This window comes from Allobosea lupini (genome assembly GCF_900109525.1).
GTDB lineage: Bacteria > Pseudomonadota > Alphaproteobacteria > Rhizobiales > Beijerinckiaceae > Allobosea > Allobosea lupini.
Map to the genome: position 1 here is coordinate 162,239 of NZ_FOAN01000006.1, position 21,298 is coordinate 183,536.

The following is a 21,298-nucleotide window of genomic DNA, read 5'->3' on the forward strand; positions in this document are numbered from 1 at the left end:
GCCGGGCAGCCTGCCCAAAAAAACTTCGAGATGCCTCTATAAAAATCCTTGTGAAATTTCACAAGGATTTTTATAGAGATTTCCAAGCGCCGCAGCTGCGCGGGGACGGCGACGGCGCCCGGACAGGACGCCGATCGGAAACGGAGAGGAAAACCATGATCAGATCAGCTTGGATGGCCGCTCTGGCGGTCTCGTTCGGCGCCGTTGCGGCTCCGGCCGTCGCGCAGGAGAAGCCGGCATCCCTTGGTGTCGGCGTCATGACCTTCACCTCGGGCCCGGCAGCCGCCTATGGCGTCCCCGGCAAGAACGCCGCCGAGCTGATGATCGACATGATCAACGCCCGCGGCGGGATCGGCGGCGTGCCGCTGAAGGCGACCTATGTCGACGAGGCGCAGGGCACGCAGGGCGTCATCGCCGAATACCGCCGCCTCGCCGAAGACAAGTCCAACCAGGTGATGATCGCGGCGCTGTCGAGCGCCAACTGCCTGGCGCTGGCCCCGCTCGCCGAGCAGATGCAGGCCCCGACGATCGGCTGGAACTGCGACACGCACCAGCTCCTGCTCGACGGCAAGAGCAAGTATTATTTCCGCCCGAACGGCAACACGATCCCGGAATTCGTCGCCTATGCGCTCTATCTCCTGCAGCGCAAGCCGGACGTGAAGCGGATCGCCATCGTCAATCCCGACTACGCCTTCGGCCATGACGCGGCGCTGATCTTCAAGACCGCGATGAAGGCGCTGAAGCCGGATGTCGAGGTCGTGGCGGAGCTGTTCCCCAAGCTCGGCTCGGCCAATTTCCAGACCGAGATCTCGAAGCTCTCGGCCTCGCGGCCGGATGTGGTGTTCTCCAATCTCTGGGGCGCCGATCTCGAGAACTTCGTGCGCCAGGCCCAGCCGCGCGGGCTATTCACCTCGAGCCAGGTCGTGCTGGCGCTGGGCGAGACCGTACTCCAGCGCGCCAACCTGCCCGAAGGCGTCATCGTCGGCGTGCTCGGTGACGGCTGGTGGATGTCGCCCGACGCCAGGGCCAATCCTGTGACCAAGGCCTTCGTCGAGGCCTATGAAAAGCGTTATGGCGAGTACCCGGTCTTCCCGTCGGTCAAGATGGCCAACGCGATCATCTACATGAAGGCCGCCTATGAGGCCGCGCTGAAGAAGACCGGAGGCAAATGGCCGAGCCGCAACGAACTCGCCGATGCCATGCGCGGCAGCACGGTCAAGACGCTGACCGGCACCACCGTGACCCGCAAGGACAATGACGGCCTCGTCGACCAGGTCGTCGGCGTCACCGCCAAGTCGCCCGACTACAAGTTCCCGGTGATCGGCGGCATGGTCCGCTACAAGGGCGACACGCTGATGCCGCCCCAGGGCGACGATGCGATCAAATGGGTGGGAACGCTGACCCCGGCCTTCCTCGCCACCCAGCCCAAGCCCGGCAGCTACCAGTAATCCCCGCAGGCGGGAGGCGCCTCCACGCGCTCCCGCCTGATTCCCACATCATCAATCCCAGGTGCCGCCAATGCTCGACACCCTGATTCCGCTTGCCGTCGACGGCCTCGCCAGCGCGGCGCTGATCTTCTTCGTCGCCGTCGGGCTGACCCTCGTCTTCAGCGTGCTGCGCGTGCTCAACGTCGCGCATGGCAGCTTCTACGCGATCGGCGCCTATGTCGCCGCCTCGATCGGCCTGTGGATCGCCAGCGCGGGCCTGAACCCCTGGCTCTCCTTCCCGGCCCTCGTCTTCAGCGCCGCGATCGTCGCCGCGCTGTTCGGCCCGCTGGTCGAGCGCTGCCTGATGCGCTGGACCTATGGCAAGTCGGAAGCGATCCAGATCCTCGTCACCTTCGGCCTGTTCCTGATCCTGGAGGACCTGCAGCGCATCGTCTTCGGCGTGCGCTCGCTCGCAGAAGACACGCCGATGCAGTTGCTCGGCTCGACGCAGATCGGCGACGTCGTCTATCTCAACTACCAGCTCCTGCTGATCGGCCTCGCCGTCATCGTGGTCGTCGGCCTGCGCATCATGCTCACGAAGACTCGGATCGGCAGGCTGGTCACCGCCGTCGTGGCCGATCGCGAGATGGCACAGAGCATCGGCATCAACACCAACCGCGTCTTCATCCTCTCCTTCACGCTCGGCGTCTTCCTGGCGGCACTGGGCGGGGCGCTGGCGACACCGACCGCGGGCGCAGCACCCGGCCTCGGCGCCGAGACCATGGTGCTCGCCTTCGCCGTCGCCGCTATCGGCGGGCTCGGCCAGATCGAGGGCGCGGCGCTGGCGGCGATCATCGTCGGCCTCGCCCGCGTGCTCGCCATCTATTTCGCGCCGTCGCTCGATGCGGTCGCCCCCTACATCGTCATGCTCGTCGTGCTGCTGGTCCGCCCCTACGGACTGTTCGGCCAGGCGGCGACCCGGAGGATCTGACCGCCATGCGCGCCGCCCTCTTCCTCGTCGCCCTCGCCGCGCTGGCGCTCGCGCCGATCGCCGCGCCCTGGCTGCAATTCGTGCTGACGCTCGCCGTCGCCAAGGGTTTCGCCGCGCTCGGCGTCGCCGTGCTGCTGCGCGGCGGGCTGATCTCGATCGGCCACGCCATGTTCTACGCCGTCAGCGCCTATGCCATCGCCTTCCTGGCGCGGGCCGGCCTCAACGAGTTCGTGGTGCTGCTCGTGCTCGGCACGCTCGCCTCGGCCGTGACTGGCCTGATCGTCGGCGCCTTCCTGGTGCGCTACCGCGCGATCTTCTTCGCCATGCTCAACCTCGCCATGTCGATGGTGCTCTACGCGCTGCTCTCCAAGCTCTACGGCATCACCGGCGGCACGGACGGCCTGCGCCTGGCGGTGCCGCGCTTTTTCGGTATGACGCTCGACAAGGCGAGCTTCGACACCGCGCTCTACTATGCCGGTCTCGTGCTGATGCTCGGCGTCGGCTACGGCGTGCAGCGCTATCTGGCGAGCCCGCTCGGCCATGCGCTCGCCGCCGTGCACACTAACGAGCTCCGGCTCGAATATCTCGGCGTTCCCGTCCGGATCGTGCTCCTGATCGCCTACACCGTCTCGGCCGCGCTCGCCGGCATCGGCGGGGCGATCGCGGCGATGGCGATCGGCCATATCCTGCCCGAGTTCGCCTTCTGGACGGCGTCCGGCCATCTCGTCCTGGTCGCGGTGCTCGGCGGCATCGGCGGCGTCGCCGGCCCCTTCATCGGCTCGCTCTTCCTCGAAGTGCTGCACACCCTGGCGGTCGGCGTCACCGATGCCTGGAACCTGATCATCGGCGTCGCGCTGATCGGCGTCATCTTCTTCCTGCCGAGCGGGCTCTACGGCCTGCTCCGGCGCCGCAGCGGAGAACCGGCATGACGACGCCCCTCCTCCAGGCCAAGGACCTGCGCATTGCCTTCTACGGCGTGCAGGCGGCCGACGGCGTCAACCTCGAGATCCGCGAGGGCGAATTCCTCGCCATCATCGGCCCGAACGGCTCCGGCAAGACGACCTTCCTCAATCTCTGCACCGGCTATCTCCGGCCGAGCTCGGGCGAGGTCTATCTCGACGGCAAGCCGATCACCGCCATGGCGCCGCGCACCATCGCGCGGCGCGGCATCGCCCGCGCCTTCCAGATCCCGCAGCTCTTCCTCGACCAGACGGTTCTCGACAACCTGATGATCGCGGTCGCGGCCAAGCGCGGCATCTGGGTGCCGTTCAAGGCGCTCGACGCCGATGGCCGCCGGCGCGAGGCCGAAGAGCTGCTGGCGCTTGTCGGGCTCGACGGCGAGGCGCAGCAGCTGGCCGGCGCGCTGCCGGAGGGGCGGCGCAAGCTCCTCGACATCGTCATCGCTCTGGCGCTGAAGCCGCGCCTCGTCCTGCTCGACGAGCCGACCAGCGGCGTCAGCACGATCGAGCGCTTCACCCTGATGGAGACGCTGATGGCCGCGCTGCGCCGCGCCAAGGTCACGGCGCTGTTCGTCGAGCACGACATGGATGTGGTGCAGCGCTATGCCGACCGCGTCGTCGTCTGGGATTCCGGCTCGGTGATGGCGGAAGGGCCGCCCTCCGAGGTGTTCAAGGATGAGCGCGTGCTGCGCAATGTCGTGGGGGTGGCGTGATGCTGCGCATGGAAGACGTGACCGTCGCCATCGCTGGCGTGCAGGTGCTGCGATCGGTGTCGCTGGGGCTGACCTCCGGCAGGACCACGATCCTGATCGGCCGCAATGGCGCCGGCAAGACCACGACGCTGCGGGCGATCATGGGGCTTTTGCCGGTCGAGGCCGGCGCGGTCCATCTCGGCGAACAGGAGATCGGCACGACCCCGGCCTATCAGCGTGCCGCGCAGGGCATAGGCTACGCGCCGGAGGACCGCCGACTGGTGCCCGAATTCACGGTCGAGGACAACATCCTGCTGCCTGCGCTGGCGCTCTCCTTGCCGGCGCCCGAGCGGGCACGGCGGCTCGACGAGGTCTATGCGCTGCTGCCGCAGCTCCTCACCATGCGCACGCGCCCGGGCGGGGGCGTCTCGGGCGGCCAGGGCAAGATGGTGGCGCTGGGCCGGGCGCTGATGGTCGCCCGCACGGCGCTGCTGCTGGACGAACCCTTCCAGGGGCTCGCCCCGGCGCTGGCGCTCGACTACGCGCGCACGCTCGGCGAGCTCAGGCGTGGCCGGCCGGACCTTGCCATCCTGATCACGGAATCGACGCCGGCGCTGCTCGACGCGATCGCCGACGAGACCCTCCAGATCGAGCGCGGCGCCATCAATTAAGCCGGCTCACATCTTCTTGCCGTCCTTGTCGAACTGCTTGAGGAAGGCAGTGAGGTCGGCGATCTCCTTGTCGTTCTTGATGCCGGCGAAGACCATCTTGGTGCCGGGGATCTTGGCCTTCGGGTCCTTGATGTATTCGGCGAAGACGGCCTCGTCCCAGGTGATGTTGGCGCCCTTGTTGGCTGTCGAATAGCTGTAGCCCTCGACTGCGCCGGTATGGCGCCCGAACAGCCCGTTGAGCTGCGGGCCGACCAGGTTCTTGGCGCCTTCGCCGACCTGGTGGCAGGCCCGGCACTTATTCCAGGAGCGCTCGCCGGCCGAAACGTCCTGCGCCTTCGCGCTGGTCGTGAGAAAGGCAGCGGCGAAGGCAGCGGCGACGACAGGCAATTTCATGCAGTTTGGACCCTGATAAGGAGAGTGAGTTGGCGCCGCCGCACGAAGCGACGGCGCGGTGAAGGCTTCAGCTGAACATGTCGGCGGTGATCGCGGCGTACCAGCCGACATTCTCGGCCTGGTTCTCCTTGCGCAGTTCGGCGCTCTCGCGTGGCTGCGAGACGAAGGTCTCGGTCGCCGCGATCTTGCCGTCCTTGGCCTCGTAGCGGCCGCCGACCTTGATCGTGTCGTCGGTCTCGATCAGCGACCAGCAGGTGTTGATGTAGCGGGCCGGAAAGGTGCGGGCATTGGTGAGCTCGCCCCGGATCACCATCGCCGCGACCTTGGCCTGGCTGTTGGCGGCGAAGGCGGATTTCGGCATGTCGCCGGCGATGCAGGCATCGCCGAGAACGAAGATGTTTGGATCGACGGCCGACTTCATCGAGGCCGCGTCGATGGTGCAGTAGCCGCCGGCGGGCGCCAGGCCCGCCGAGCGGGCGATCTCGCCGGCCATCTGCGCCGGGATGACATTGACGAAGGCGCAGTCCTTGTAGGTCTCGAAGCCGGTGACGACAGTGTTGGTCTTGGGATCGACCGACTTGATGCCGTCATGCACCTTCGGCCCTAGCCATTCGATCATCGCGCCATAGTGCTTTTCCCAGCCCTCCTGGAAGACGCCCTGCTTGGAGAAGCTGTCCTTGGGGTCGAGGATGAGGATCTTGCAGTCGCGCCTGCCGCTCGCCTTGAGCAGATGGGCGAACATCGATGCCCGCTCATAGGGGCCGGGCGGGCAGCGATAGGGATTGGGCGGGGCGATCATCACGATCGTGCCGCCATTTGGCACCGCGTCGAGCTTCTGCCTGATCAATTGCGTCTGCCGGCCGGGCTTCCAGCCATGCGGCATCGCCTCCTCGGCCTCCTTCGACCAGCCGGGGACTGAATCGTATTTCAGGTCGATGCCGGGCGAGACGACGAGGCGGTCATAGGGCAGGCGATCGCCCGTCGAGAGCACAGCCTCCTTCTTGTCGCGGTCGATCTGGGTGGCGCGGGCCCGGGCCAGCGTGATGCCATGGTTCTTCGCCAGCGCGTCGTAGCGATGGCTGATCTCGTCATAGCTCTTGAAGCCGCCGATGAAGAGGTTGGAGTGGAAGCAGGTCTGGTAGACCTCGTTCTCCTCGACCAGCGTCACCGCGATGGCGCCGTTCGAGTCCTTGGCGATGTACCGCGCCGCGGTCGCGCCGCCGGCTCCGCCGCCGATCACCACGACGCGCGGCTTGGCCTGGCCGAGCACGGCCGGCGAGGCGATGGCGAAGCTGCCGGCGGCGGCGAGGCCGGTCAGGAATGTGCGGCGACTGGTCGACATGGTTCCCTCTCCCCTTCCCCTCGTGACGGCTAGCCCTAAGGACCGGGCTTCAGACTCTCGTAATAAGCGGCCAGCGCCGCGATCTCCTCACTGGAGAGTCGCGCGGCAACCGCCTGCATCACCTGGTTGTCGCGCTGCCGCTGCCGATAGGCGTTCATTAACGCGACGAACTGCTCGGCGGGGTGGCCGATGATCGCCGGAATGCCGCCGACCTGCCTGCCGCTGCTCTGATGGCAGCTCGTGCATTCGGACGAGAGATACTCCCCCAGCGCCTTGTCGCCGGCGGCGTTCGCCGGCGCACAGGCCAGTAGCAGCCCGAGCACCGCGAGACGGACGGCGCCGGCTCCTCGCATCAGTCGACCTTCGGCGCCGTCTTGGAATCCGGCGTCACGTCGAGGATCACCGCCCGTCCGGTGATCTTCACCTCCGGCTTGCAATTGGTCATGCACGGCTCCTTGCCCCAGAAGGCCTTCTCCGTGGTCTCGCGGTCGTCGTCGTAGAAGGCGGCCGCATTCGGCAGCTTCACGCTGGTAAAGTTCTTATCGGACAGTTCGAAGTCCTCGTCCTTCACGATGTCGTTCAGATAGAGCAAATAGGCGGTGACGGCGTAGAGCTCGTCCGGCGACAGCGATTGGGCGTTGCCATAGGGCATGGCCCGGCGGACATAGTCGAACACGGTCGAGAGATCGGGCCAGAACGAGCCGATCGTCTTCTCCGGCCGGTCGGATCTGAGCGAGCCCATGCCGCCGGCCAGCACCGGCCAGCGGTTGTTGCCCTGGCCGAATTCGCCATGGCAGCTGGCGCATTGCGCCTGGAAGATCTCGTCGCCCTGCTTGACCGTGCCCTTGCCGGGCGGCAGGCCCTTGCCGTCAGGCCGCACCGCGATGTCCCAGGCCTTGATCTCCTCCGGCAGCGCCTCGCGGCCGAGGCCGAGCTTGGCCGCCGGGGCCGGAGCCTGGGCGGTTTTGGCCGGGAGATGGGCTTGCGCCTGCTTGGCCGCCGGCTTGGTCTGGGCGATCAGCGGCGCGGCGGCGAGCACGGCGAGCGCCGCCAGGCCCGCGAGCAGGACGGGATTAACCGATCTCGACATTTTCGGTCTCCCCGTTCGCCTTCACATGCCAGGTCTGAATGCCGTTGTTGTGGTAGATCGAGTTGGTGCCGCGGATCTTGCGCAGCTCCTCCTTGGTCGGCTGGAGATAGCCGGTCGAATCGATGGCGCGCGACTGGATCAGGAGGTCCTGTCCGGCCCAGTCGAAGTCGACATAGAAGCGGGTGAGCGACTTATCGAACACCGGCCCGTCGATCCTGGCGTGCTGCCAGTTCCTGCCGCCGTCGAGGGTCACGTCGACGCGTTTGATCGTGCCGCGCCCCGACCAGGCCAGGCCGGAGAGGACGTTGCGGCCCTTCTGCTTCAGCGGCGCCTGCGGCGAGGGATTGGTCACCACCGATTTGGCGTCCATGAAGAAAGTGAATCGGCGCGAGCGGCCATCGGCCAGAAGGTCGGTGTATTTCGAGGTCTCCTCGCGTGCCTGCCACGGCTGGTCGCCGACCTCGATGCGCCGGAGCCATTTGACCCAGAGATTGCCCTCCCAGCCGGGGATGACGGCACGCAGCGGATAGCCCTGCTCTGGGCGCAGCGCCTCGCCGTTCATGGCGAAGGCGATCAGCACGTCGTCGAGCGCCTTCTCGATCGGCAGCGAGCGGTTCATGCCGGAGGAATCGGCGCCTTCCAGCAGCAGCCATTTGGCATTGGCCTTCACCCCCGCCTCGGCCAGAAGCAGCTTCAGCGGCACGCCGGTATACATGACGTTGTGGACCATGCCGTGGGTGAACTGGCAGCCATTGAGCTGCGCGCCGCGCCACTCCATGCCGGAATTGGCGGCGCATTCGAGGAAATGGATGCGGTTCTGCCGCGGCATCCGCCTGATGTCTTCCATGGTGAAGACCAGCGGCTTGTCGACGAGGCCATGGATCATCAGCCGGTGATTGGCCGGGTCGATGTCGGCGATGCCGCCATGATGGCGCTCGAAGCAGAGGCCGGACGGGGTGATGATCCCGTCGAGCTCGTGCAGCGGCGTGAAGTTGACCGAGGATTCCGGCGAGGCCGTCAGCCAGGAGACATCGCGGCGGATCACGTTCTTCTCGAAGCGCGACGGCGTGCCATAGGGCCGCTTGTCGACGCCCTCACCCAGATAGCGGCTCCAGTCCTGGACCTCGGTGATCAGCGGATCGGGCTTCCCCGGCTCGGCGCGGGCAATGCTGGTGCCGGCGAGACCGGCTCCGGCGACCACCGCCCCGCCGAGGAAGTGGCGGCGGCTCAGCGGACCGGGCTTTGCGGGAGAGGTCATGCCTCGTCTCCTTGCTCTTTAACTAGCGTGATGGCGGAGGCGCTCATGCCCCGCTCACCTTCACGGCGTCGTTCGGCTTGATGGTGATGGTCTTGGCCGCGGCGACATGGTCGCGGACCACGTCCCAGATCGGCGGGCCCTGCGTGCCCTCGTTGACGCTGGCCCAGCCGGCGACGACGTATTTACGAGAGGCGTCGATCGGCTTGCCGGATTTGAGGTGCGTCAGGCCGGAGATGCGGCTGCCCATCGGCTTGCCGACATCGATGGCGTAGCCCATGCCGCCGATGCGGACCATGTCGCCGCCGCCCTGGAAATAGGGGTCGGGGTGGAAGATATTGTCGGCGACGTCCTCGAGGATCTCCTTGAGCTGCGCGCCGGTCATCTCCATCCGGTAGCAGTTCGGATAGGTGATCGCGGTCGCGTTGCTGATCGCCTCCCAGGTGATCGCCTCGCCCGGCAGCAGCGAGCCGCCCCAGCGGAAGCCCGGCGACAGCGCGATCTCGGCGTCGCGCTGCGACAGCATGGCGTCGCAGATCAGGTCGTCGAAGCTGCCGTTGAAATTGCCGCGCCGGTAGAGCAGCGAGTCGGTGCGGCCGATTGCCCTGGCGAGCTCGGCGGCATAGGGCGCGCGCAGCTTGGTGACCAGCGCCGCCATCTCCGGATCGGGCGCGATCGCATCGGCGAAGACCGGCATCAGCTTGAAGCGGATATCGGCGACCTTGCCGTCCTTCACCGCGATGTCGAGGCGCGAGACGAACTTGCCATGCGAGCCGGAGGCAACGAGGGCGGTCTGCCCGACCCGGATCAGCCCGGGCATGGCGTCATGGGTATGGGCGGTCAGGATGACGTCGATGCCCTTGACCCGGCTCGCCAGCTTGCGGTCGACGTCGAAGCCGTCATGCGAGAGCAGCACGACCACCGCGGCGCCCTCGGCGCGGGCTTCCTCGACCTGCTTCTGGATTTCCTCCTCGCGGATGCCGAACTCCCAGTCCGGGAACATCCAGCGCGGATTGGCAACGGCGGTACGTGGCAGCGCCTGGCCGATCACCGCGACCTTGACGCCGCCCTTCTCGAAGACTTTTCGGGCTTCGAAGACCGGCTCGTTCCATTCCTTGTCGCGGATGTTCTGGGCGAGGAAGGCGAAGGGCGCGGCCTCGACGATCTCTTTGACCCGCTCGGCGCCGAGCGTGAACTCCCAATGCGAGGTCATCGCGTCGAGCTTCAGCGCCGACATCACGTCGACCATGTCCTGGCCCTTGGTCTGGAGCGAGCTCCAGCTGCCCTGCCAGGTGTCGCCGCCGTCGAGCAGCAGCACCTTGTCGGCACCGCGCTCGGCCCTGACAGCCTTGATCAAAGTCGCGATCCGGTCGAGCCCGCCCATCCGGCCGTAATTGCGGGCGAGCGCGACGAAATCGTCCGAGGTCAGTGCGAAGGCATCGGCCGAGCCGGCGGCGATCTTGAAATGCTCGCGGAAGGCGGCGTCGGTCAGATGCGGCGGCAGGCCCTTGACCTCGCCGACGCCGAGATTGACCGCCGGCTCGCGGAACTGCAGCGGCATCAGCTGGGCGTGGATATCGGCCACATGCAGGATGGTGACCTGTCCCTGCGGCTCGAAGCGCAGGATGTCTGCCTGCGACAGCGTCTGCCGGGCGGCGGCGCGCCCGAGCGGGCCGAGACCGGAGGTTGTCGTCAAGGCCGCGGCGACCGCCGTCGCCTGCAGGAAGTCTCGTCTCGAGATCATGACTCATCCTTTGGATGCGCGCACATCGCGATCCAGGGGCTCTTCAAGTGGAGCTTTGGCCGTCATTGCGAGGAGCGAAGCGACGAAGCAATCCAGAAGGGGCAGAGCTCTGAGAGACTGGATTGCTTCGCTTTGCTCGCAATGACGGTTGGCGTCAGCCGACTGTCAGCTTGTTCTTCGACGTGTATTCCGAGCCGTCGTCATCCTTCCAGGTGAAGGTGAACTCGCCCGATTCCGTGGCCTTGAAGAAGAAGGACTGGTAGGGATTGGCCGAGATCGCCGAGAACCAATCGGCCGAGAAGACCGGCTTGCCGTTGAAGCTCGCCGAGAACTTGTTGATGATCTTGCGCGGGATCGTCTCGCCCTTGGCATCCTTGCGCTGGCCGGATTCCATCTCGTGCGAGATCAGCGTCTTGATCTCGATGATCTCGCCGGCCGTGGCCTTGGCCGGAACGCGCACGCGGGGCGTGGGCTTGGTCGTCATGGATGTTTCCTCGCCTTGTTCTGGTCGATGACGATGAGCGGCTTCAGCCGCCGCAGCCGCCGATCGTGACCTTGATGTTGGCCTTGGCCGTGTGCAGCGTGCCGTTCGACATCTCGGCGACGCAGATGATGTCCTGCGTCTGGGCGAGCCGCATGCGCGTGGCGGCCGAGGCTTTTCCGCAGGCCGGTGTGAACTGGTAGCTGACGACGCCGGGCAGCGGGTTGCCCTCGGCGAAGACGTGCACGGTCTTGACGTAGTCGGCTTCGGTCATCGGGCTCTCGATCTCGACATTGATCGGCACGACCAGGCCATTCTCGGCGATCTCCGGCACGTCGAGCTTGATCTTGCCGGAGGCCATCGGCTTGTCGCCGTAGAGCTTCTTGATCTCGGCAGCGACCGCCTTCTCGTCGGCGAAGGCGAGCTTCGGTGCGATCGCGGCGGCGGCGAGCGCCCAGGCGGCGGCCTTCATCGCATCGCGGCGCGACAGCGTCGACGGTTGGATCAGCATACGGGGCTCCTCCCTGGAATTCGTCTCGTTTTAGCGCTTGACGGCGCCGCGCCCGGTCGCCAATCATTTGCACGTATCGTGATATTGTTTTTTGTGAATGTAAAGCCCCCGAGAGGGCTACCGCCAAGGGGCGCAGCATAAGCGCCGCCGGAGGAAACGAAAGGGCGAGGGATGAAGCTTCCGATCATCGGAGCGGCCGCGTTGGCGGCCGTCATGATAGTCGCGGCTGGGCCGCTGACCGCGCAGTCACCGCCGCAGGACGACAGTGAGAAGGAGATCGAGCGCTATCGCCAGATGCTCTCGGACCCGTTCTCGAATCCGGGTTTTCTCGCGGTCGATCGCGGCGAGGCGCTGTGGTCGACCCAGCGCGGCGCCAGGAATGTCTCGCTCGAAGCCTGCGATCTCGGCGAGGGGCCGGGCAAGCTCGAGGGCGCCTTCGCCAAGCTGCCGCGCTATTTCGCCGACGCCGACAAGGTGATGGACACCGAGCAGCGCCTGCTCTGGTGCATGCAGAAGATCCAGGACCTCGACACCGCCGATGTCGTGAAGCGCCGCTTCTCCGGGCCGGGCGTCGCCTCCGACATGGAGGACCTCGTCGCCTTCATCGCCAACAAGTCGAGCGAGATGACGATCCAGCCGCAGCTCTCCCATCCCAAGGAGAAGGAGATGGCGGCGGTCGGCGAAGCCCTGTTCTATACCCGCGGCGGCGTCAACGATTTCTCCTGCGCCACCTGCCATGCCGAGGAAGGCAAGCGAATCCGCCTGCAGGGGCTGCCCAACCTCTCGGTCAAGGGCAGGACCGCGCAGGAGACGATGGGCTCCTGGCCGACCTACCGGGTCTCGCAGAGCGCGCTGCGGACGATGCAGCACCGGCTCTGGGACTGCTATCGCCAGCAGCGCTGGCCCGTGCCGGAATACGGCTCTGAAGCCCTGACCGCGCTCACCGTCTTCCTGCAGAAGCAGGCTGAAGGCGGCGAGATCAAAGTCCCGTCGATCAAGCGCTGAGGGGGAACATGATGATCAGGACATTCATTCCCCTTGCGGCCCTGCTGGCTCTCGCGGGTTCGGCCCGCGCCCAGGAGCGCCCAGCCCAGGCCGTGATCGACGCCTATCTGAAATCGACCTTCGGCAAGGCCTCGGCCGAATGGCAGGCCAGGATCAAGCCGGACGACTCGCTCGCCGTCTGCAACACGACCCGCAACAACCCCTCTTCGGCGCAGTCGGACGAGATTCTGAAGCGCGAGAGCGCCCGCGTGGTGTATCCCGCCGACGGCAAGTTGCTCGGCAACTGGAAGAACGGCTATCAGGTCGCCAACAACGGCCGCGGCGGCCAGTTCTCCGATCCTCCCGGCACCGTCGCCGGCGGCAACTGTTTCGCCTGCCACCAGCTCGATCCGAAGGAAGTCAGCTACGGCACGCTGGGCCCGAGCCTCGCTGCGTACGGCAAGGATCGCAAATACGATCCCGAGACGATCAAGGACGCCTACACCAAGATCTACAATTCGATGGCGGTGGTGCCCTGCTCGAACATGCCGCGCTTCGGCGTAAACAAGGTGCTCGACGAGCAGCAAATCAAGGACGTGATGGCCTATCTGTTCGATCCGGAATCGCCGGTGAACAAGTAGGCTTTGCCGGAGCAGACCATGCTGACGCGTCGCCTGTTCGTCACTGCCGGCGCCTGCGCCCTGGCCTCATCGGCCCTGGCGCAGGTCGTGGCGACGCTCGGCTCCGGCGAGGAGACGCTGACCGTCCTAAGCGACGGCAGCTTCGAATTGCCGCTGTCGATGCTGGCGCGCGACATCGCACCGGCCGAGCTCGCCGCGCAGGCGAAGCAGAGCGGGCCGACACGCTCGGTCCTCAACGTCACCTGCCTGCAGCGCGGCAAGGACGTCGTCCTGTTCGATTGCGGCTCGGGCGCGAACTTCCTCGCCGGCTCGGGCAAGCTCGCCGAGAGCCTGAAGACGGCCGGGATCGAGCCCGACGCGGTGACGCATGTGCTGTTCACCCATCTCCACCCCGACCATTTCTGGGGCGCGCTCGACGAGTTCGACAGCCCGCTCTTTCCCAATGCCCGCTGGCTCGTCGCCGCGCCCGAGATCGGCTTCTGGACCGATCCCAAGGTCTATGAGCGCCTGCCTGAAGACCGGCACGCCTTCGCCGCCGGGGCACAGCGCATCGCCAAGGAACTCGGCGACAAGCTCGAGCGGCTGGAGCCCGGCCGCGAGTGGCTGCCCGGCATCGAGGCGGTGGCGACGCCCGGCCACACGCCCGGCCATGTCTCCTTCGCGTTAAAGGCGGCCGGCGGTCCGGTCATGGTGCTGGGCGATGCGCTGACGCATCCGCTGATCTCGTTCGCGCGGCCGGACTGGCGCCCGGCTTCCGACCACGACGCCGATCTCGCCGTCGTAACGCGGCGCAAGCTGCTCGACCGGCTTGCCCAGGAAAAGGGGCAGATCATCGGCTACCATCTGCCCGGTGCGGTCGGACGGGTCGAGCAGCAGGGCACCGCCTACCGCTTCGTCTCAACCTGATCGCAGGCCGTCAGCCGCGCTGCCACAGCCCCCTGATCGAGCCTTCGACCAGGAAAGCTATGCCGATCCGCGCGCCGATCATCATGCCCGCGACCGCCAGCGGCCAGGACAGCGCCATCATCGAGCCGGCAGAGATGCCCTGTCCGATCGTGCAGCCACCGGCGAGCACGCCGCCGCCGCCCATCAGCACGGCGCCGAGGAGATGGCGGCGCATCTCGCGGTCGTCGTCGAAGGCTTCCCAACGGAATTCCCGGTCGTAGAGCGCCGACAGGAACGAGCCGAGCGTGACGCCGGCCAACGTGCCGATGCCGAATTCGAGCAGAACCGAGGGCGCGCTCAGCACGGCATAGAGCGCCCGGCCGACCGGGGAGACGAAGGTCAGGCTCTGCGCCCGCGGCACGGTCTCGAAGGCATCGACGGCGATGCCGGTCACCCACCAGCCGGCGACGACGGCGAGGCCGAGCGTCAAGCCCGCCAGCAGCAGGCGTGGCGAGCGGCGCAGGCGCGGGTCGAGCGCAACGATGGCGATCAGGACGATGGCCCCGACAGCAGTGATCAGGACACGTGCGGCCGGAGCGCCGAGATAGGTCAGGATGCCGGCGAGATCGCCCTTGAGGCCGCCGGGCAGCGGCCAGTAGACTTTCTCCAGCACCTCGATCCGGATCGGGGCCAACATGCCGCGCAGCGTCGCATAGGCGACCGCGCCGAACACCATCATTACGATCAGGCTGCGCAGGTCGCCCGAGCCGAGCCGGATCAGCGAGCCGAAGCCGCAGGTGCCGACCAGCGCCATGCCGAGACCGAACAAGGTGCTGCCGACGAGGATCGACAGCCAGGGCAAGGCGGCCTGGACATAGGTGGAATTGGCGGGGTCGAGCAGATTGAGTCCGATCAGCGCCTGCGTGCCGATCAGTGCGATCGCGAGCGCAAGGCCAAAAATCCTGAGGCGGCGGGTGTCGCCGCCCATCCAGGCATCCTCGACCGCACCGAAAGAGCAAAGGCGCGCGCGGCGGACGGTGAAGCCGCAGGCGGCGCCGACGGCGACACCAGCCAGTGCCGCGCCCCAGGCCGGCAGCTCGATCATGGCAATCGCCGCTGGCCGCTATTGGCGCTCACGATTTGCCGGCTTCGGGTCCTGGCGGATTGCAGAAGATGTCGTAGATCACGGCGATGACGCGCCGGACATCGTCGCTGGCGAGGCTGTAATAGATCGCCTTGCCGTCGCGGCGGGTGGTGACGAGCTGGTCGAGGCGCAGGCGCGCGAGCTGCTGCGAGACCATGGGCTGGCGCAGCGAGAGCAGGTTCTCCAGCTCGGTGACCGTCCGCTCGCGCTCGGCCAGCAGGCAGAGCAGCAGCAAGCGGTTCTCATGCGAGAGCGCTTTCAGGAAATCGCTGGCCTTGCGGGCCTTGCGCATCAGCTGGTCGAGCTCGGGCGAGAACTCGGCGCCGTCGCGCAGTTCGGTTTCGAGCGCTTTCGAGACGATCGCGGTCATTGGGTCTGTGCGCCTGATCGTTGAACCTGAGGAGTCTCAATGACAGCAACCAGCCGCCCGAGCAAACCCCAGAACATGTCGTCGTTGAGATAGCCGGTGATCCGGCCGACTTCCTGGCCCTCCTCCATCAGCACGAAGGTCGGCGTCGCGATCACCGGCTCGCGCAAGCCCTCGCCCCGCACGCCGCCGGCCGGCAGGTCGACCCGCCGCAGCGGCGCCGCCTTGCCTTCGGGCGTCCTGGCATAGACCGGCGCGGCCTCGCGCTCGAAGCGCAAGCAGAACGGGCAGCCATTGCGCGTGTACATTACGAGCTCGGCTCCGAAGGCTGGCCGCGACAGGGCCGGCAGCGAGAACAATAGCGACAACGTGAACGCTGCGGCGAGCCCCGCCCGATATCTGCCGCTTGCAATCATTCGCCGAACATAGTCGTATTCATATGTTTATACCAGAGCCTGATGAAGCTCGGCGCGGAGGCGACGCCATGATCACACGACGCAGCCTGCTGGCGAGCGCGGTGCTGGCAATGTCGGCGGCGCCGAGTTTCGCCAAGGCCAAGCTCGGCGAGGACGGGCTCTACCAGGAGGACTGGTATGTCGAGAGCTTTCTCGACCTCGCCGAGGACCTGACCAATGCGAACCAGGCCGGCAAGCGCTTCGCGATCCTCTGGGGCCTGCGCAACTGCCCGGCCTGCCGGCGCATGCACCAAGTTCATCTCGCCGACCCCGCCATCGAGACTTATATCCGCGACAATTTCGCGGTGCTGCACCTCAACATTCTCGGCGCCCGCGAGGTCACCGATTTCGGCGGGGGCAAGCTGACCGAGAAGGCGCTGGCGAAGCACTACGGCATCGAGGGCACGCCGGCGATCCAGTTCTTCCCGACCAGCGCCGTCGGGCTCGCGGCGAAGCCGCCAAGGGAGCGCGAGGTCGCGCGCATGGCCTCGCTGCTGGAGCCGCAGGCCTTCATCGCCCAGTTCCGCGCTGTCAGGAACGGCGTGTGAAACCGGACGCCCGGCCGCCTAGACCAGCGCCAGCATGTGCAGGCCAATGAAGCAGCCGGCCCCGGCTCCGATCAGCAGCAGCGGGTTGACCGGCGTCAGCATCAGGAGCGCGGTCGAAAGCAAGGCGAGACCGCGCGCGAACCAGCCGCCGTCGAGCGCCTGGATCAGGACATAGCTCGCCGCCAGGATCATCCCGGCCGCGACCGGCCGCAGGCCCGTCTCCAGCGCCGTGAGGATGCGGGCGCCCTGATAGCGCGACCACAGGCTGGTCACCGCATAGATCAGCACCGCCGTCGGCCCGAAGATGCCGACCGTCGCGGCGAGCGCCCCCCAGAAGCCGGCGATCTGCCAGCCGATCAGAGTCGCCAGCAGCGAACCCGGCCCGGGCGCCAGCCGGGCGATGGCGAAGGCGTCGACGAATTGCGAGGCGCTCAGCCAGTGGTTCACGTCGACGATCTGGCGGTGCATGTCGGCGATCGCGCTCTGGCCGCCGCCGATCGTGACCAGCGACAGCGGCAGGAAGACGAGGAGGATGCTGAAGGCGGTGGGCGGCATCGCTGGCCTCTTCAGGCCTGATGATAGGCCACGGCGACGCTGAGCGAGCCGATGCCGAGCACCGTCCAGAGCAGCGGCCAGTGCAGGACCACGACAGCGATGAAGGTCGCGGCCATGACGGCGAGCGGGAAGATTCGCCGCGGCACGCGCCGCGCCGCCGTCAGCCCCATCGCCAGCGACAGGCCGATCGCCGCGGCGGCCGCGCCGTCGAGCGCGACATGGCTGAGCTCGTAGCCGGAGATCCAGGCGAAGGCGCTGCCGATCAGGACGATGACGATCGCGGCCGGGACGACGATGCCGAGCCAGGAGGCGGCGGCCCCGGCCCGCCCGGCCAGTCTATAGCCGATCCAGATCGCCATATTGGTGACGTTGACGCCGGGCAGCGCCTGCGCGATCGAGAGGCCGTTCAGGAAATCCTCCTCGCTCAGCAGGCGGCGGCGCTGCACGAACTCCCGCAGCATCCAGCCGCTGAGCCCGCCGCCGAAGCTGGTCAGGCCGATGCGGGCGAATATCAGGAAGAGTTGCAGCGGCGTTGGCCGCGGGACGTCTGGCTCGGACATGGGCGTTCGTGGCAGCCTCGTCTTTCCCGCGAACAATGCAGGCTTTGCGCCGCCCGGCCAGCCCCATGCTGCATATCCGGCATGAGCGCCACGGCGTGTCGCCGGCGCCGGCAAGAAAAGCGCGAAAGGCGCTTGACCTTGCCATCGTTGGAAGGTGCAGAGTGCGCCAATCACCAGTCGAAGGACTTTGCCGCCATGTGCTCCTGCCAGCAGCATTCGACCACCGCCTCAGCTGTCACACCCACCCCCGGCGGTGCGGTCAGCTTTCGCGTCGAGGATATGGCCTGCGGCCATTGCGCCGGCGCGATCAAGCAGGCGGTCGAGGGCAAGGTCCCCGGCACTTCCGTTACCGCCGATCCCGGCTCGAAGTTGGTCAGCGTTGAGGGCAGCGCCGATGTCGCCGCGATCAGGTCGGCCATCAGCACGGCCGGTTATACGCCGGGCGAGGAACTGGTCGATTGAGGCGGAGCATGGCGAACGAGCTCACCCTCTCCCGCCGCGCACTGCTGTTCGGCGCCGCCGCATTCGCGCTGCCGCGACCGGCTGATGCCGCCGAGGCGCTGCCGAAGATGGTCGTGACGCGCGATCCGAACTGCGGCTGCTGCGGCAACTGGGTCAAGCATGTGCAGGCGGCCGGCTTCCCGGTCGAGGTGGTCGAGGTCGCGGACGTCGCGCCGCTCAAGCTGAAGCTCGGCGTGCCCGATGCGCTCGCCTCCTGCCACACCGCCGAGATCGGCGGCTATGTGCTGGAGGGCCATGTTCCGGCGCAGGCGATCAAGCGCCTGCTTGCCGAGCGTCCGAAGGTGATCGGCCTCGCCGTCGCCGGCATGCCCGTCGGTTCGCCCGGCATGGAAGTGCCGGGTCAGGCGCCCGACATTTATGACGTCGTGGTCTTCTCGGCCGGCCGGCAGAACGTCTTCGCGCGCTATCGCGGATCACAGCCGATCTGACGATCCTCACGCCAGCGAACGGACGGTCCTAGCCGCCTGGATCGGCTCGCTGCTGATTGCGAAACAGCTCCAGGATGACCTCCCGCGCCCAGCGCAGCATCGCGTTCTGGGCATGCCGCCGGCTCCAGTGCAGCGCGACGCTGAAATCGCGCTGCGGCAGCGCCGGCTCGAGCAGGGCGAAGGCGCCGAGCGGCTCGAGGTGCAGGCCGATCTGGCGCGGCATCAGCACGGCGAGGTCGGTAGCGCGGATGATCGGCGGCAGCGCCATGAAGCTGGAGACGACCAGCCGGATGCGCGGGTCGAGATGCAGCATCTCCAGCATGCGCTGCGTCTGGGCATGCGAGCGCACCGCAACGAAGTCGAGCTTCGCGATATCGTCGGCGCTCAAGGCGCCGTCGACCGCCCGTTGCGTCACCGGATGGTCGGCGCGCACGAAGACCTGGTAGCGATCGCTCAGCATTTCCGCATGGGCGGTGCCGCCCACGGTCGGCAGGAAGCCGAGCGCGAAATGCAGCTGGCCGTTGTCCAGCGCCTCGGAGATCGCCTCATGCGGCCAGGCGCGCGCGACAATGCGCAGGTTCGGCGCGATCTCGCGAAAGGTCGTCATCAGCGGCGGCAGGAAGCGGCCCTCGCCGATATCGCTGAGATGCAGGCGCAATTCGGCATCCGTCGTAGCAGGGTCGAAACGCTCGCCTTCGTTGAGGCCGGCTTCCAGCAGGGCCAGCCCCGCCTGGACCGAATGCGCGAGACGCTCGGAGCGGGCGGTCGGCCTGACGCCGCCGGCCCCGCGCTCGAACAGCGGATCGCGCAGCAGCAGCCGCAGCCGCGTCAGCGCCTGGCTCGTCGCCGGTTGCGAAAGGCCGAGCTCTTCGGCCGCGCGGCTGACATTGCGGGTGCGGTACACCGCGTCGAACAGCCTCAGCAGGTTCAGGTCGATCGCATCGATATTCGCCATGCGAATAATACTTAGTCGCTTCATCTAATTGAGCAATGGCCAGTGTGCCGCCACAGTGCCTGCGATCCGAGGGACGCGCATGCCAGCCGACAGCACATCCTCCCCTTCTCGCCCGAGCGTCCGCGACGCCGTGCTCGACCTGCTGCGCCAGCTCAAGATCGATACGGTCTTCGGCAATCCCGGCTCGACCGAACTGCCGATGTTCCGCGAGTATCCCGAGGATTTCCGCTATGTGCTCGGCCTGCAGGAAGCGGTCGTGGTCGGGATGGCCGACGGCTATGCCCAGGCGACGCGCAATGCGGCATTGGTCAACCTGCACTCGGCGGCCGGCGTCGGCCACGCCATGGGCAACATCTTCACGGCGTTCAAGAACCAGACGCCGCTCCTGATCACCGCCGGCCAGCAGGCACGCTCGATCCTGCCCTTCGACCCGTTCCTCGCCTCGGTGCAGGCGACCGAGCTCCCGAAGCCTTACGTCAAATGGGCGATCGAGCCGGCGCGCGGCGCCGACCTGCCGCTGGCCCTGGCGCGGGCCTATCACATCGCGATGCAGCCGCCGCGCGGCCCGGTCTTCATCTCGATCCCGGCCGATGACTGGGACCAGCCGGGCGAACTCGTCATGCCGCGCCGCGTCAGCCAGGCGCTTGCGCCGGCACCGGATGCGATCGCCGCGATCGCCGAACGCCTCAACGCGAGCAAGCGGCCGGCCTTCGTCGTCGGCGCCGGCGTCGCCCGCGATTTGGCCGTCGCCGATGTCGTCGCGCTCGCCGAGCGCCATCAGGCCTCGGTCTATGTCCCGCCAATGTGCGCGCGCTGCGGGTTTCCCGAGCGCCATCGCCAGTTCTGCGGCTTCCTGCCGGCGATGCGCGAGAAGATCGTCGAGCGCCTGGCACCGCACGACTTCATCCTGGTGTTGGGGGCGCCGGCCTTCACCTATCATGTCGAGGGCAACGGTCCGCACGTCCCAGAAGGCGCGCAGCTCGCACAGATCGTCGACGATCCGCAGCAGGCCGCCTGGGCGCCGGTCGGCGACAGCGTCATCGCCAGCCTCGACCTCGGCGCGCGGGCGCTACTGAACGCGAGCGCTCCCGGTAGCGGGCGCGAGGCGGCGCTGTCCCGCCCTGCGCCCCCTGCCCCATTACCCGGCGTGCCGATGTCGGCCGCCTATGCGCTCTCGGTGATCGACCGGGAGCGTCATGCCGACGACGTCGTGGTCGAGGAGGCGCCGAGCACCCGCTCGACCATCCAGACCTATCTGCCGATGAACGGCGCCGACAGCTTCTACACCATGGCGAGCGGCGGTCTCGGCCACAGCATGCCGGCGGCGGTCGGCATCGCCCTGGCACGCCGGCGGATGAAGCTGCCGGGCCGGGTGATCGCGCTGATCGGCGACGGTTCCAGCCTCTATTCGATCCAGGCGCTCTACAGCGCCGCCCAGCTCGACCTGCCGATGACCTTCCTGATCCTCAACAATCGTCGCTATGCGGCGCTTCAGGATTTCGCACCGGTCTTCGGTTACGCGCCGAACGACAAGCCGGCCGGAACCGAATTGCCGGGCCTCGATTTCGCGCAATTGGCCGGTGGGCAGGGCGTGTCGGGCGAGCGGGTCGAGCGCCCCGAAGACCTCGCCCCGCGCCTGCGCGCCGCCTTCGCTGCGTCCGGCCCGAACCTGATCGATATCGTGATCGCCTGATTTGC

At 67.3% G+C, this 21,298-nt stretch carries 26 protein-coding genes; 12 read left to right on the forward strand and 14 right to left on the reverse strand.

The genetic code is table 11. The features are described 5' to 3' along the window. The first annotated feature begins 155 nt into the window (after positions 1-155). The 5 genes from BMZ21_RS18605 to BMZ21_RS18625 all read left to right on the forward strand — a co-directional run bounded on the left by BMZ21_RS18605 (position 156) and on the right by BMZ21_RS18625 (position 4,740). On the forward strand, positions 156-1,448 hold the full coding sequence (locus BMZ21_RS18605) for an ABC transporter substrate-binding protein (RefSeq protein WP_244543902.1): 1,293 nt from the start codon (positions 156-158) through the stop codon (positions 1,446-1,448). A 70-nt stretch (positions 1,449-1,518) separates the two neighbouring features. Then, on the forward strand, positions 1,519-2,418 hold the full coding sequence (locus BMZ21_RS18610) for a branched-chain amino acid ABC transporter permease (RefSeq protein ID WP_091837516.1): 900 nt from the start codon (positions 1,519-1,521) through the stop codon (positions 2,416-2,418). A 5-nt stretch (positions 2,419-2,423) separates the two neighbouring features. Continuing rightward, a complete protein-coding gene (locus tag BMZ21_RS18615) occupies positions 2,424-3,347 on the forward strand; it encodes a branched-chain amino acid ABC transporter permease (RefSeq protein WP_091837519.1) in 924 nt (307 codons plus the stop codon). After that, positions 3,344-4,090: an ABC transporter ATP-binding protein gene (locus BMZ21_RS18620; RefSeq protein ID WP_091837521.1), complete on the forward strand. Its 747-nt coding sequence runs from the start codon at positions 3,344-3,346 to the stop codon at positions 4,088-4,090. Before BMZ21_RS18615 ends, BMZ21_RS18620 begins: the two co-directional genes overlap by 4 nt. Continuing rightward, positions 4,090-4,740, forward strand: coding sequence for an ATP-binding cassette domain-containing protein (locus BMZ21_RS18625; protein ID WP_091837523.1), 651 nt, complete (start codon positions 4,090-4,092; stop codon positions 4,738-4,740). Before BMZ21_RS18620 ends, BMZ21_RS18625 begins: the two co-directional genes overlap by 1 nt. Before the next feature lie 6 nt (positions 4,741-4,746). On the opposite strand, the gene BMZ21_RS18630 is transcribed toward BMZ21_RS18625, so the two are convergent. From BMZ21_RS18630 to soxY, 8 genes are all read right to left on the reverse strand, one after another. Next, entirely contained in the window at positions 4,747-5,133 is a 387-nt protein-coding gene (locus BMZ21_RS18630; protein ID WP_091837525.1) for a c-type cytochrome, read from the reverse strand. Positions 5,134-5,200: 67 nt separating this feature from the next. Continuing rightward, positions 5,201-6,475: an NAD(P)/FAD-dependent oxidoreductase gene (locus BMZ21_RS18635; protein WP_091837528.1), complete on the reverse strand. Its 1,275-nt coding sequence runs from the start codon at positions 6,473-6,475 to the stop codon at positions 5,201-5,203. A 35-nt stretch (positions 6,476-6,510) separates the two neighbouring features. After that, positions 6,511-6,828 carry a c-type cytochrome gene (locus tag BMZ21_RS18640; RefSeq protein WP_091837530.1) on the reverse strand — a complete coding sequence of 106 codons (318 nt, stop codon included), beginning with the start codon at positions 6,826-6,828 and terminating at the stop codon, positions 6,511-6,513. Continuing rightward, positions 6,828-7,565: a c-type cytochrome gene (locus BMZ21_RS18645; protein ID WP_091837532.1), complete on the reverse strand. Its 738-nt coding sequence runs from the start codon at positions 7,563-7,565 to the stop codon at positions 6,828-6,830. Before BMZ21_RS18645 ends, BMZ21_RS18640 begins: the two co-directional genes overlap by 1 nt. Next, positions 7,549-8,823 carry a sulfite dehydrogenase gene (gene soxC, locus BMZ21_RS18650; protein WP_091837535.1) on the reverse strand — a complete coding sequence of 425 codons (1,275 nt, stop codon included), beginning with the start codon at positions 8,821-8,823 and terminating at the stop codon, positions 7,549-7,551. Before soxC ends, BMZ21_RS18645 begins: the two co-directional genes overlap by 17 nt. Before the next feature lie 43 nt (positions 8,824-8,866). Next, positions 8,867-10,564, reverse strand: coding sequence for a thiosulfohydrolase SoxB (soxB, locus tag BMZ21_RS18655; RefSeq protein ID WP_091837537.1), 1,698 nt, complete (start codon positions 10,562-10,564; stop codon positions 8,867-8,869). 154 nt (positions 10,565-10,718) lie between these two features. Beyond that, entirely contained in the window at positions 10,719-11,048 is a 330-nt protein-coding gene (gene soxZ, locus BMZ21_RS18660; RefSeq protein ID WP_091837539.1) for a thiosulfate oxidation carrier complex protein SoxZ, read from the reverse strand. 43 nt (positions 11,049-11,091) lie between these two features. Continuing rightward, entirely contained in the window at positions 11,092-11,556 is a 465-nt protein-coding gene (gene soxY, locus BMZ21_RS18665; protein ID WP_091837541.1) for a thiosulfate oxidation carrier protein SoxY, read from the reverse strand. Between the two features lie 171 nt (positions 11,557-11,727). Between soxY and soxA the strand changes: the two genes are divergently transcribed. The 3 genes from soxA to BMZ21_RS18680 are packed head-to-tail and all read left to right on the forward strand — an operon-like array spanning position 11,728 to position 14,087. After that, a complete protein-coding gene (gene soxA, locus BMZ21_RS18670; protein ID WP_091837544.1) occupies positions 11,728-12,561 on the forward strand; it encodes a sulfur oxidation c-type cytochrome SoxA in 834 nt (277 codons plus the stop codon). 8 nt (positions 12,562-12,569) lie between these two features. Continuing rightward, positions 12,570-13,181, forward strand: a complete 612-nt coding sequence (gene soxX, locus BMZ21_RS18675; protein WP_091837546.1) for a sulfur oxidation c-type cytochrome SoxX — start codon at positions 12,570-12,572, stop codon at positions 13,179-13,181. 18 nt (positions 13,182-13,199) lie between these two features. Continuing rightward, complete coding sequence (locus BMZ21_RS18680) at positions 13,200-14,087, forward strand: MBL fold metallo-hydrolase (RefSeq protein WP_091837548.1); 888 nt, start codon at positions 13,200-13,202, stop codon at positions 14,085-14,087. A gap of 10 nt (positions 14,088-14,097) precedes the next feature. Here the strand turns inward: BMZ21_RS18680 and BMZ21_RS18685 are convergent, their stop codons facing one another. Genes BMZ21_RS18685 through BMZ21_RS18695 form a run of 3 tightly spaced genes read right to left on the reverse strand, consistent with a single transcriptional unit; the run spans position 14,098 to position 15,885 of the window. Then, positions 14,098-15,171, reverse strand: coding sequence for a YeeE/YedE family protein (locus BMZ21_RS18685; protein ID WP_091837550.1), 1,074 nt, complete (start codon positions 15,169-15,171; stop codon positions 14,098-14,100). A 28-nt stretch (positions 15,172-15,199) separates the two neighbouring features. Next, a complete protein-coding gene (locus tag BMZ21_RS18690) occupies positions 15,200-15,580 on the reverse strand; it encodes an ArsR/SmtB family transcription factor (protein ID WP_091837552.1) in 381 nt (126 codons plus the stop codon). Next, positions 15,577-15,885, reverse strand: coding sequence for a thioredoxin domain-containing protein (locus tag BMZ21_RS18695; RefSeq protein ID WP_091837555.1), 309 nt, complete (start codon positions 15,883-15,885; stop codon positions 15,577-15,579). The genes BMZ21_RS18690 and BMZ21_RS18695 overlap by 4 nt, the downstream gene beginning before the upstream one ends. A gap of 176 nt (positions 15,886-16,061) precedes the next feature. Between BMZ21_RS18695 and BMZ21_RS18700 the strand changes: the two genes are divergently transcribed. Then, positions 16,062-16,580, forward strand: a complete 519-nt coding sequence (locus tag BMZ21_RS18700) for a thioredoxin family protein (RefSeq protein ID WP_091837557.1) — start codon at positions 16,062-16,064, stop codon at positions 16,578-16,580. An 18-nt stretch (positions 16,581-16,598) separates the two neighbouring features. Here BMZ21_RS18700 and BMZ21_RS18705 read toward each other — a convergent pair whose 3' ends face one another. Together BMZ21_RS18705 and BMZ21_RS18710 are read right to left on the reverse strand one after the other, a co-directional pair. Beyond that, the gene (locus BMZ21_RS18705) at positions 16,599-17,135 is read right to left on the reverse strand and encodes a chromate transporter (RefSeq protein ID WP_091837559.1); all 537 of its coding nucleotides are present in this window, start codon (positions 17,133-17,135) and stop codon (positions 16,599-16,601) included. A gap of 11 nt (positions 17,136-17,146) precedes the next feature. Next, the gene (locus BMZ21_RS18710) at positions 17,147-17,695 is read right to left on the reverse strand and encodes a chromate transporter (RefSeq protein ID WP_091837562.1); all 549 of its coding nucleotides are present in this window, start codon (positions 17,693-17,695) and stop codon (positions 17,147-17,149) included. A gap of 81 nt (positions 17,696-17,776) precedes the next feature. On the opposite strand from BMZ21_RS18710, the gene BMZ21_RS18715 reads away from it, so the two are divergent. Both BMZ21_RS18715 and BMZ21_RS18720 read left to right on the forward strand, forming a co-directional pair. Next, positions 17,777-18,157 carry a heavy-metal-associated domain-containing protein gene (locus BMZ21_RS18715; protein ID WP_244543903.1) on the forward strand — a complete coding sequence of 127 codons (381 nt, stop codon included), beginning with the start codon at positions 17,777-17,779 and terminating at the stop codon, positions 18,155-18,157. An 8-nt stretch (positions 18,158-18,165) separates the two neighbouring features. Then, positions 18,166-18,645 (forward strand): DUF411 domain-containing protein, encoded by a 480-nt coding sequence (locus BMZ21_RS18720; protein ID WP_091837565.1) that lies wholly within the window; start codon positions 18,166-18,168, stop codon positions 18,643-18,645. 28 nt (positions 18,646-18,673) lie between these two features. Here the strand turns inward: BMZ21_RS18720 and BMZ21_RS18725 are convergent, their stop codons facing one another. Continuing rightward, positions 18,674-19,600 (reverse strand): LysR family transcriptional regulator, encoded by a 927-nt coding sequence (locus BMZ21_RS18725; protein ID WP_208862318.1) that lies wholly within the window; start codon positions 19,598-19,600, stop codon positions 18,674-18,676. A gap of 79 nt (positions 19,601-19,679) precedes the next feature. Here BMZ21_RS18725 and mdlC point away from each other — a divergent pair, with 79 nt between their 5' ends. After that, on the forward strand, positions 19,680-21,293 hold the full coding sequence (mdlC, locus tag BMZ21_RS18730; protein ID WP_091837568.1) for a benzoylformate decarboxylase: 1,614 nt from the start codon (positions 19,680-19,682) through the stop codon (positions 21,291-21,293). Positions 21,294-21,298: the final 5 nt, after the last annotated feature.

Bases quoted from the DNA above. Each gene is read 5' to 3' on its own strand.
- BMZ21_RS18710 (WP_091837562.1), bottom strand. From the start codon at position 17,695: ATGTCCGAGCCAGACGTCCCGCGGCCAACGCCGCTGCAACTCTTCCTG.
- BMZ21_RS18610 (WP_091837516.1), top strand. From the start codon at position 1,519: ATGCTCGACACCCTGATTCCGCTTGCCGTCGACGGCCTCGCCAGCGCG.
- BMZ21_RS18700 (WP_091837557.1), top strand. From the start codon at position 16,062: ATGATCACACGACGCAGCCTGCTGGCGAGCGCGGTGCTGGCAATGTCG.
- BMZ21_RS18615 (WP_091837519.1), top strand. From the start codon at position 2,424: ATGCGCGCCGCCCTCTTCCTCGTCGCCCTCGCCGCGCTGGCGCTCGCG.
- soxY (WP_091837541.1), bottom strand. From the start codon at position 11,556: ATGCTGATCCAACCGTCGACGCTGTCGCGCCGCGATGCGATGAAGGCC.
- BMZ21_RS18705 (WP_091837559.1), bottom strand. From the start codon at position 17,135: ATGCCGCCCACCGCCTTCAGCATCCTCCTCGTCTTCCTGCCGCTGTCG.
- BMZ21_RS18720 (WP_091837565.1), top strand. From the start codon at position 18,166: ATGGCGAACGAGCTCACCCTCTCCCGCCGCGCACTGCTGTTCGGCGCC.
- mdlC (WP_091837568.1), top strand. From the start codon at position 19,680: ATGCCAGCCGACAGCACATCCTCCCCTTCTCGCCCGAGCGTCCGCGAC.
- BMZ21_RS18625 (WP_091837523.1), top strand. From the start codon at position 4,090: ATGCTGCGCATGGAAGACGTGACCGTCGCCATCGCTGGCGTGCAGGTG.
- BMZ21_RS18715 (WP_244543903.1), top strand. From the start codon at position 17,777: ATGAGCGCCACGGCGTGTCGCCGGCGCCGGCAAGAAAAGCGCGAAAGG.
- soxX (WP_091837546.1), top strand. From the start codon at position 12,570: ATGATGATCAGGACATTCATTCCCCTTGCGGCCCTGCTGGCTCTCGCG.
- BMZ21_RS18640 (WP_091837530.1), bottom strand. From the start codon at position 6,828: ATGCGAGGAGCCGGCGCCGTCCGTCTCGCGGTGCTCGGGCTGCTACTG.
- BMZ21_RS18725 (WP_208862318.1), bottom strand. From the start codon at position 19,600: ATGGCGAATATCGATGCGATCGACCTGAACCTGCTGAGGCTGTTCGAC.
- BMZ21_RS18630 (WP_091837525.1), bottom strand. From the start codon at position 5,133: ATGAAATTGCCTGTCGTCGCCGCTGCCTTCGCCGCTGCCTTTCTCACG.
- soxB (WP_091837537.1), bottom strand. From the start codon at position 10,564: ATGATCTCGAGACGAGACTTCCTGCAGGCGACGGCGGTCGCCGCGGCC.
- soxA (WP_091837544.1), top strand. From the start codon at position 11,728: ATGAAGCTTCCGATCATCGGAGCGGCCGCGTTGGCGGCCGTCATGATA.
- BMZ21_RS18605 (WP_244543902.1), top strand. From the start codon at position 156: ATGATCAGATCAGCTTGGATGGCCGCTCTGGCGGTCTCGTTCGGCGCC.
- BMZ21_RS18645 (WP_091837532.1), bottom strand. From the start codon at position 7,565: ATGTCGAGATCGGTTAATCCCGTCCTGCTCGCGGGCCTGGCGGCGCTC.
- BMZ21_RS18690 (WP_091837552.1), bottom strand. From the start codon at position 15,580: ATGACCGCGATCGTCTCGAAAGCGCTCGAAACCGAACTGCGCGACGGC.
- soxC (WP_091837535.1), bottom strand. From the start codon at position 8,823: ATGACCTCTCCCGCAAAGCCCGGTCCGCTGAGCCGCCGCCACTTCCTC.
- BMZ21_RS18680 (WP_091837548.1), top strand. From the start codon at position 13,200: ATGCTGACGCGTCGCCTGTTCGTCACTGCCGGCGCCTGCGCCCTGGCC.
- soxZ (WP_091837539.1), bottom strand. From the start codon at position 11,048: ATGACGACCAAGCCCACGCCCCGCGTGCGCGTTCCGGCCAAGGCCACG.
- BMZ21_RS18695 (WP_091837555.1), bottom strand. From the start codon at position 15,885: ATGTACACGCGCAATGGCTGCCCGTTCTGCTTGCGCTTCGAGCGCGAG.
- BMZ21_RS18685 (WP_091837550.1), bottom strand. From the start codon at position 15,171: ATGATCGAGCTGCCGGCCTGGGGCGCGGCACTGGCTGGTGTCGCCGTC.
- BMZ21_RS18620 (WP_091837521.1), top strand. From the start codon at position 3,344: ATGACGACGCCCCTCCTCCAGGCCAAGGACCTGCGCATTGCCTTCTAC.
- BMZ21_RS18635 (WP_091837528.1), bottom strand. From the start codon at position 6,475: ATGTCGACCAGTCGCCGCACATTCCTGACCGGCCTCGCCGCCGCCGGC.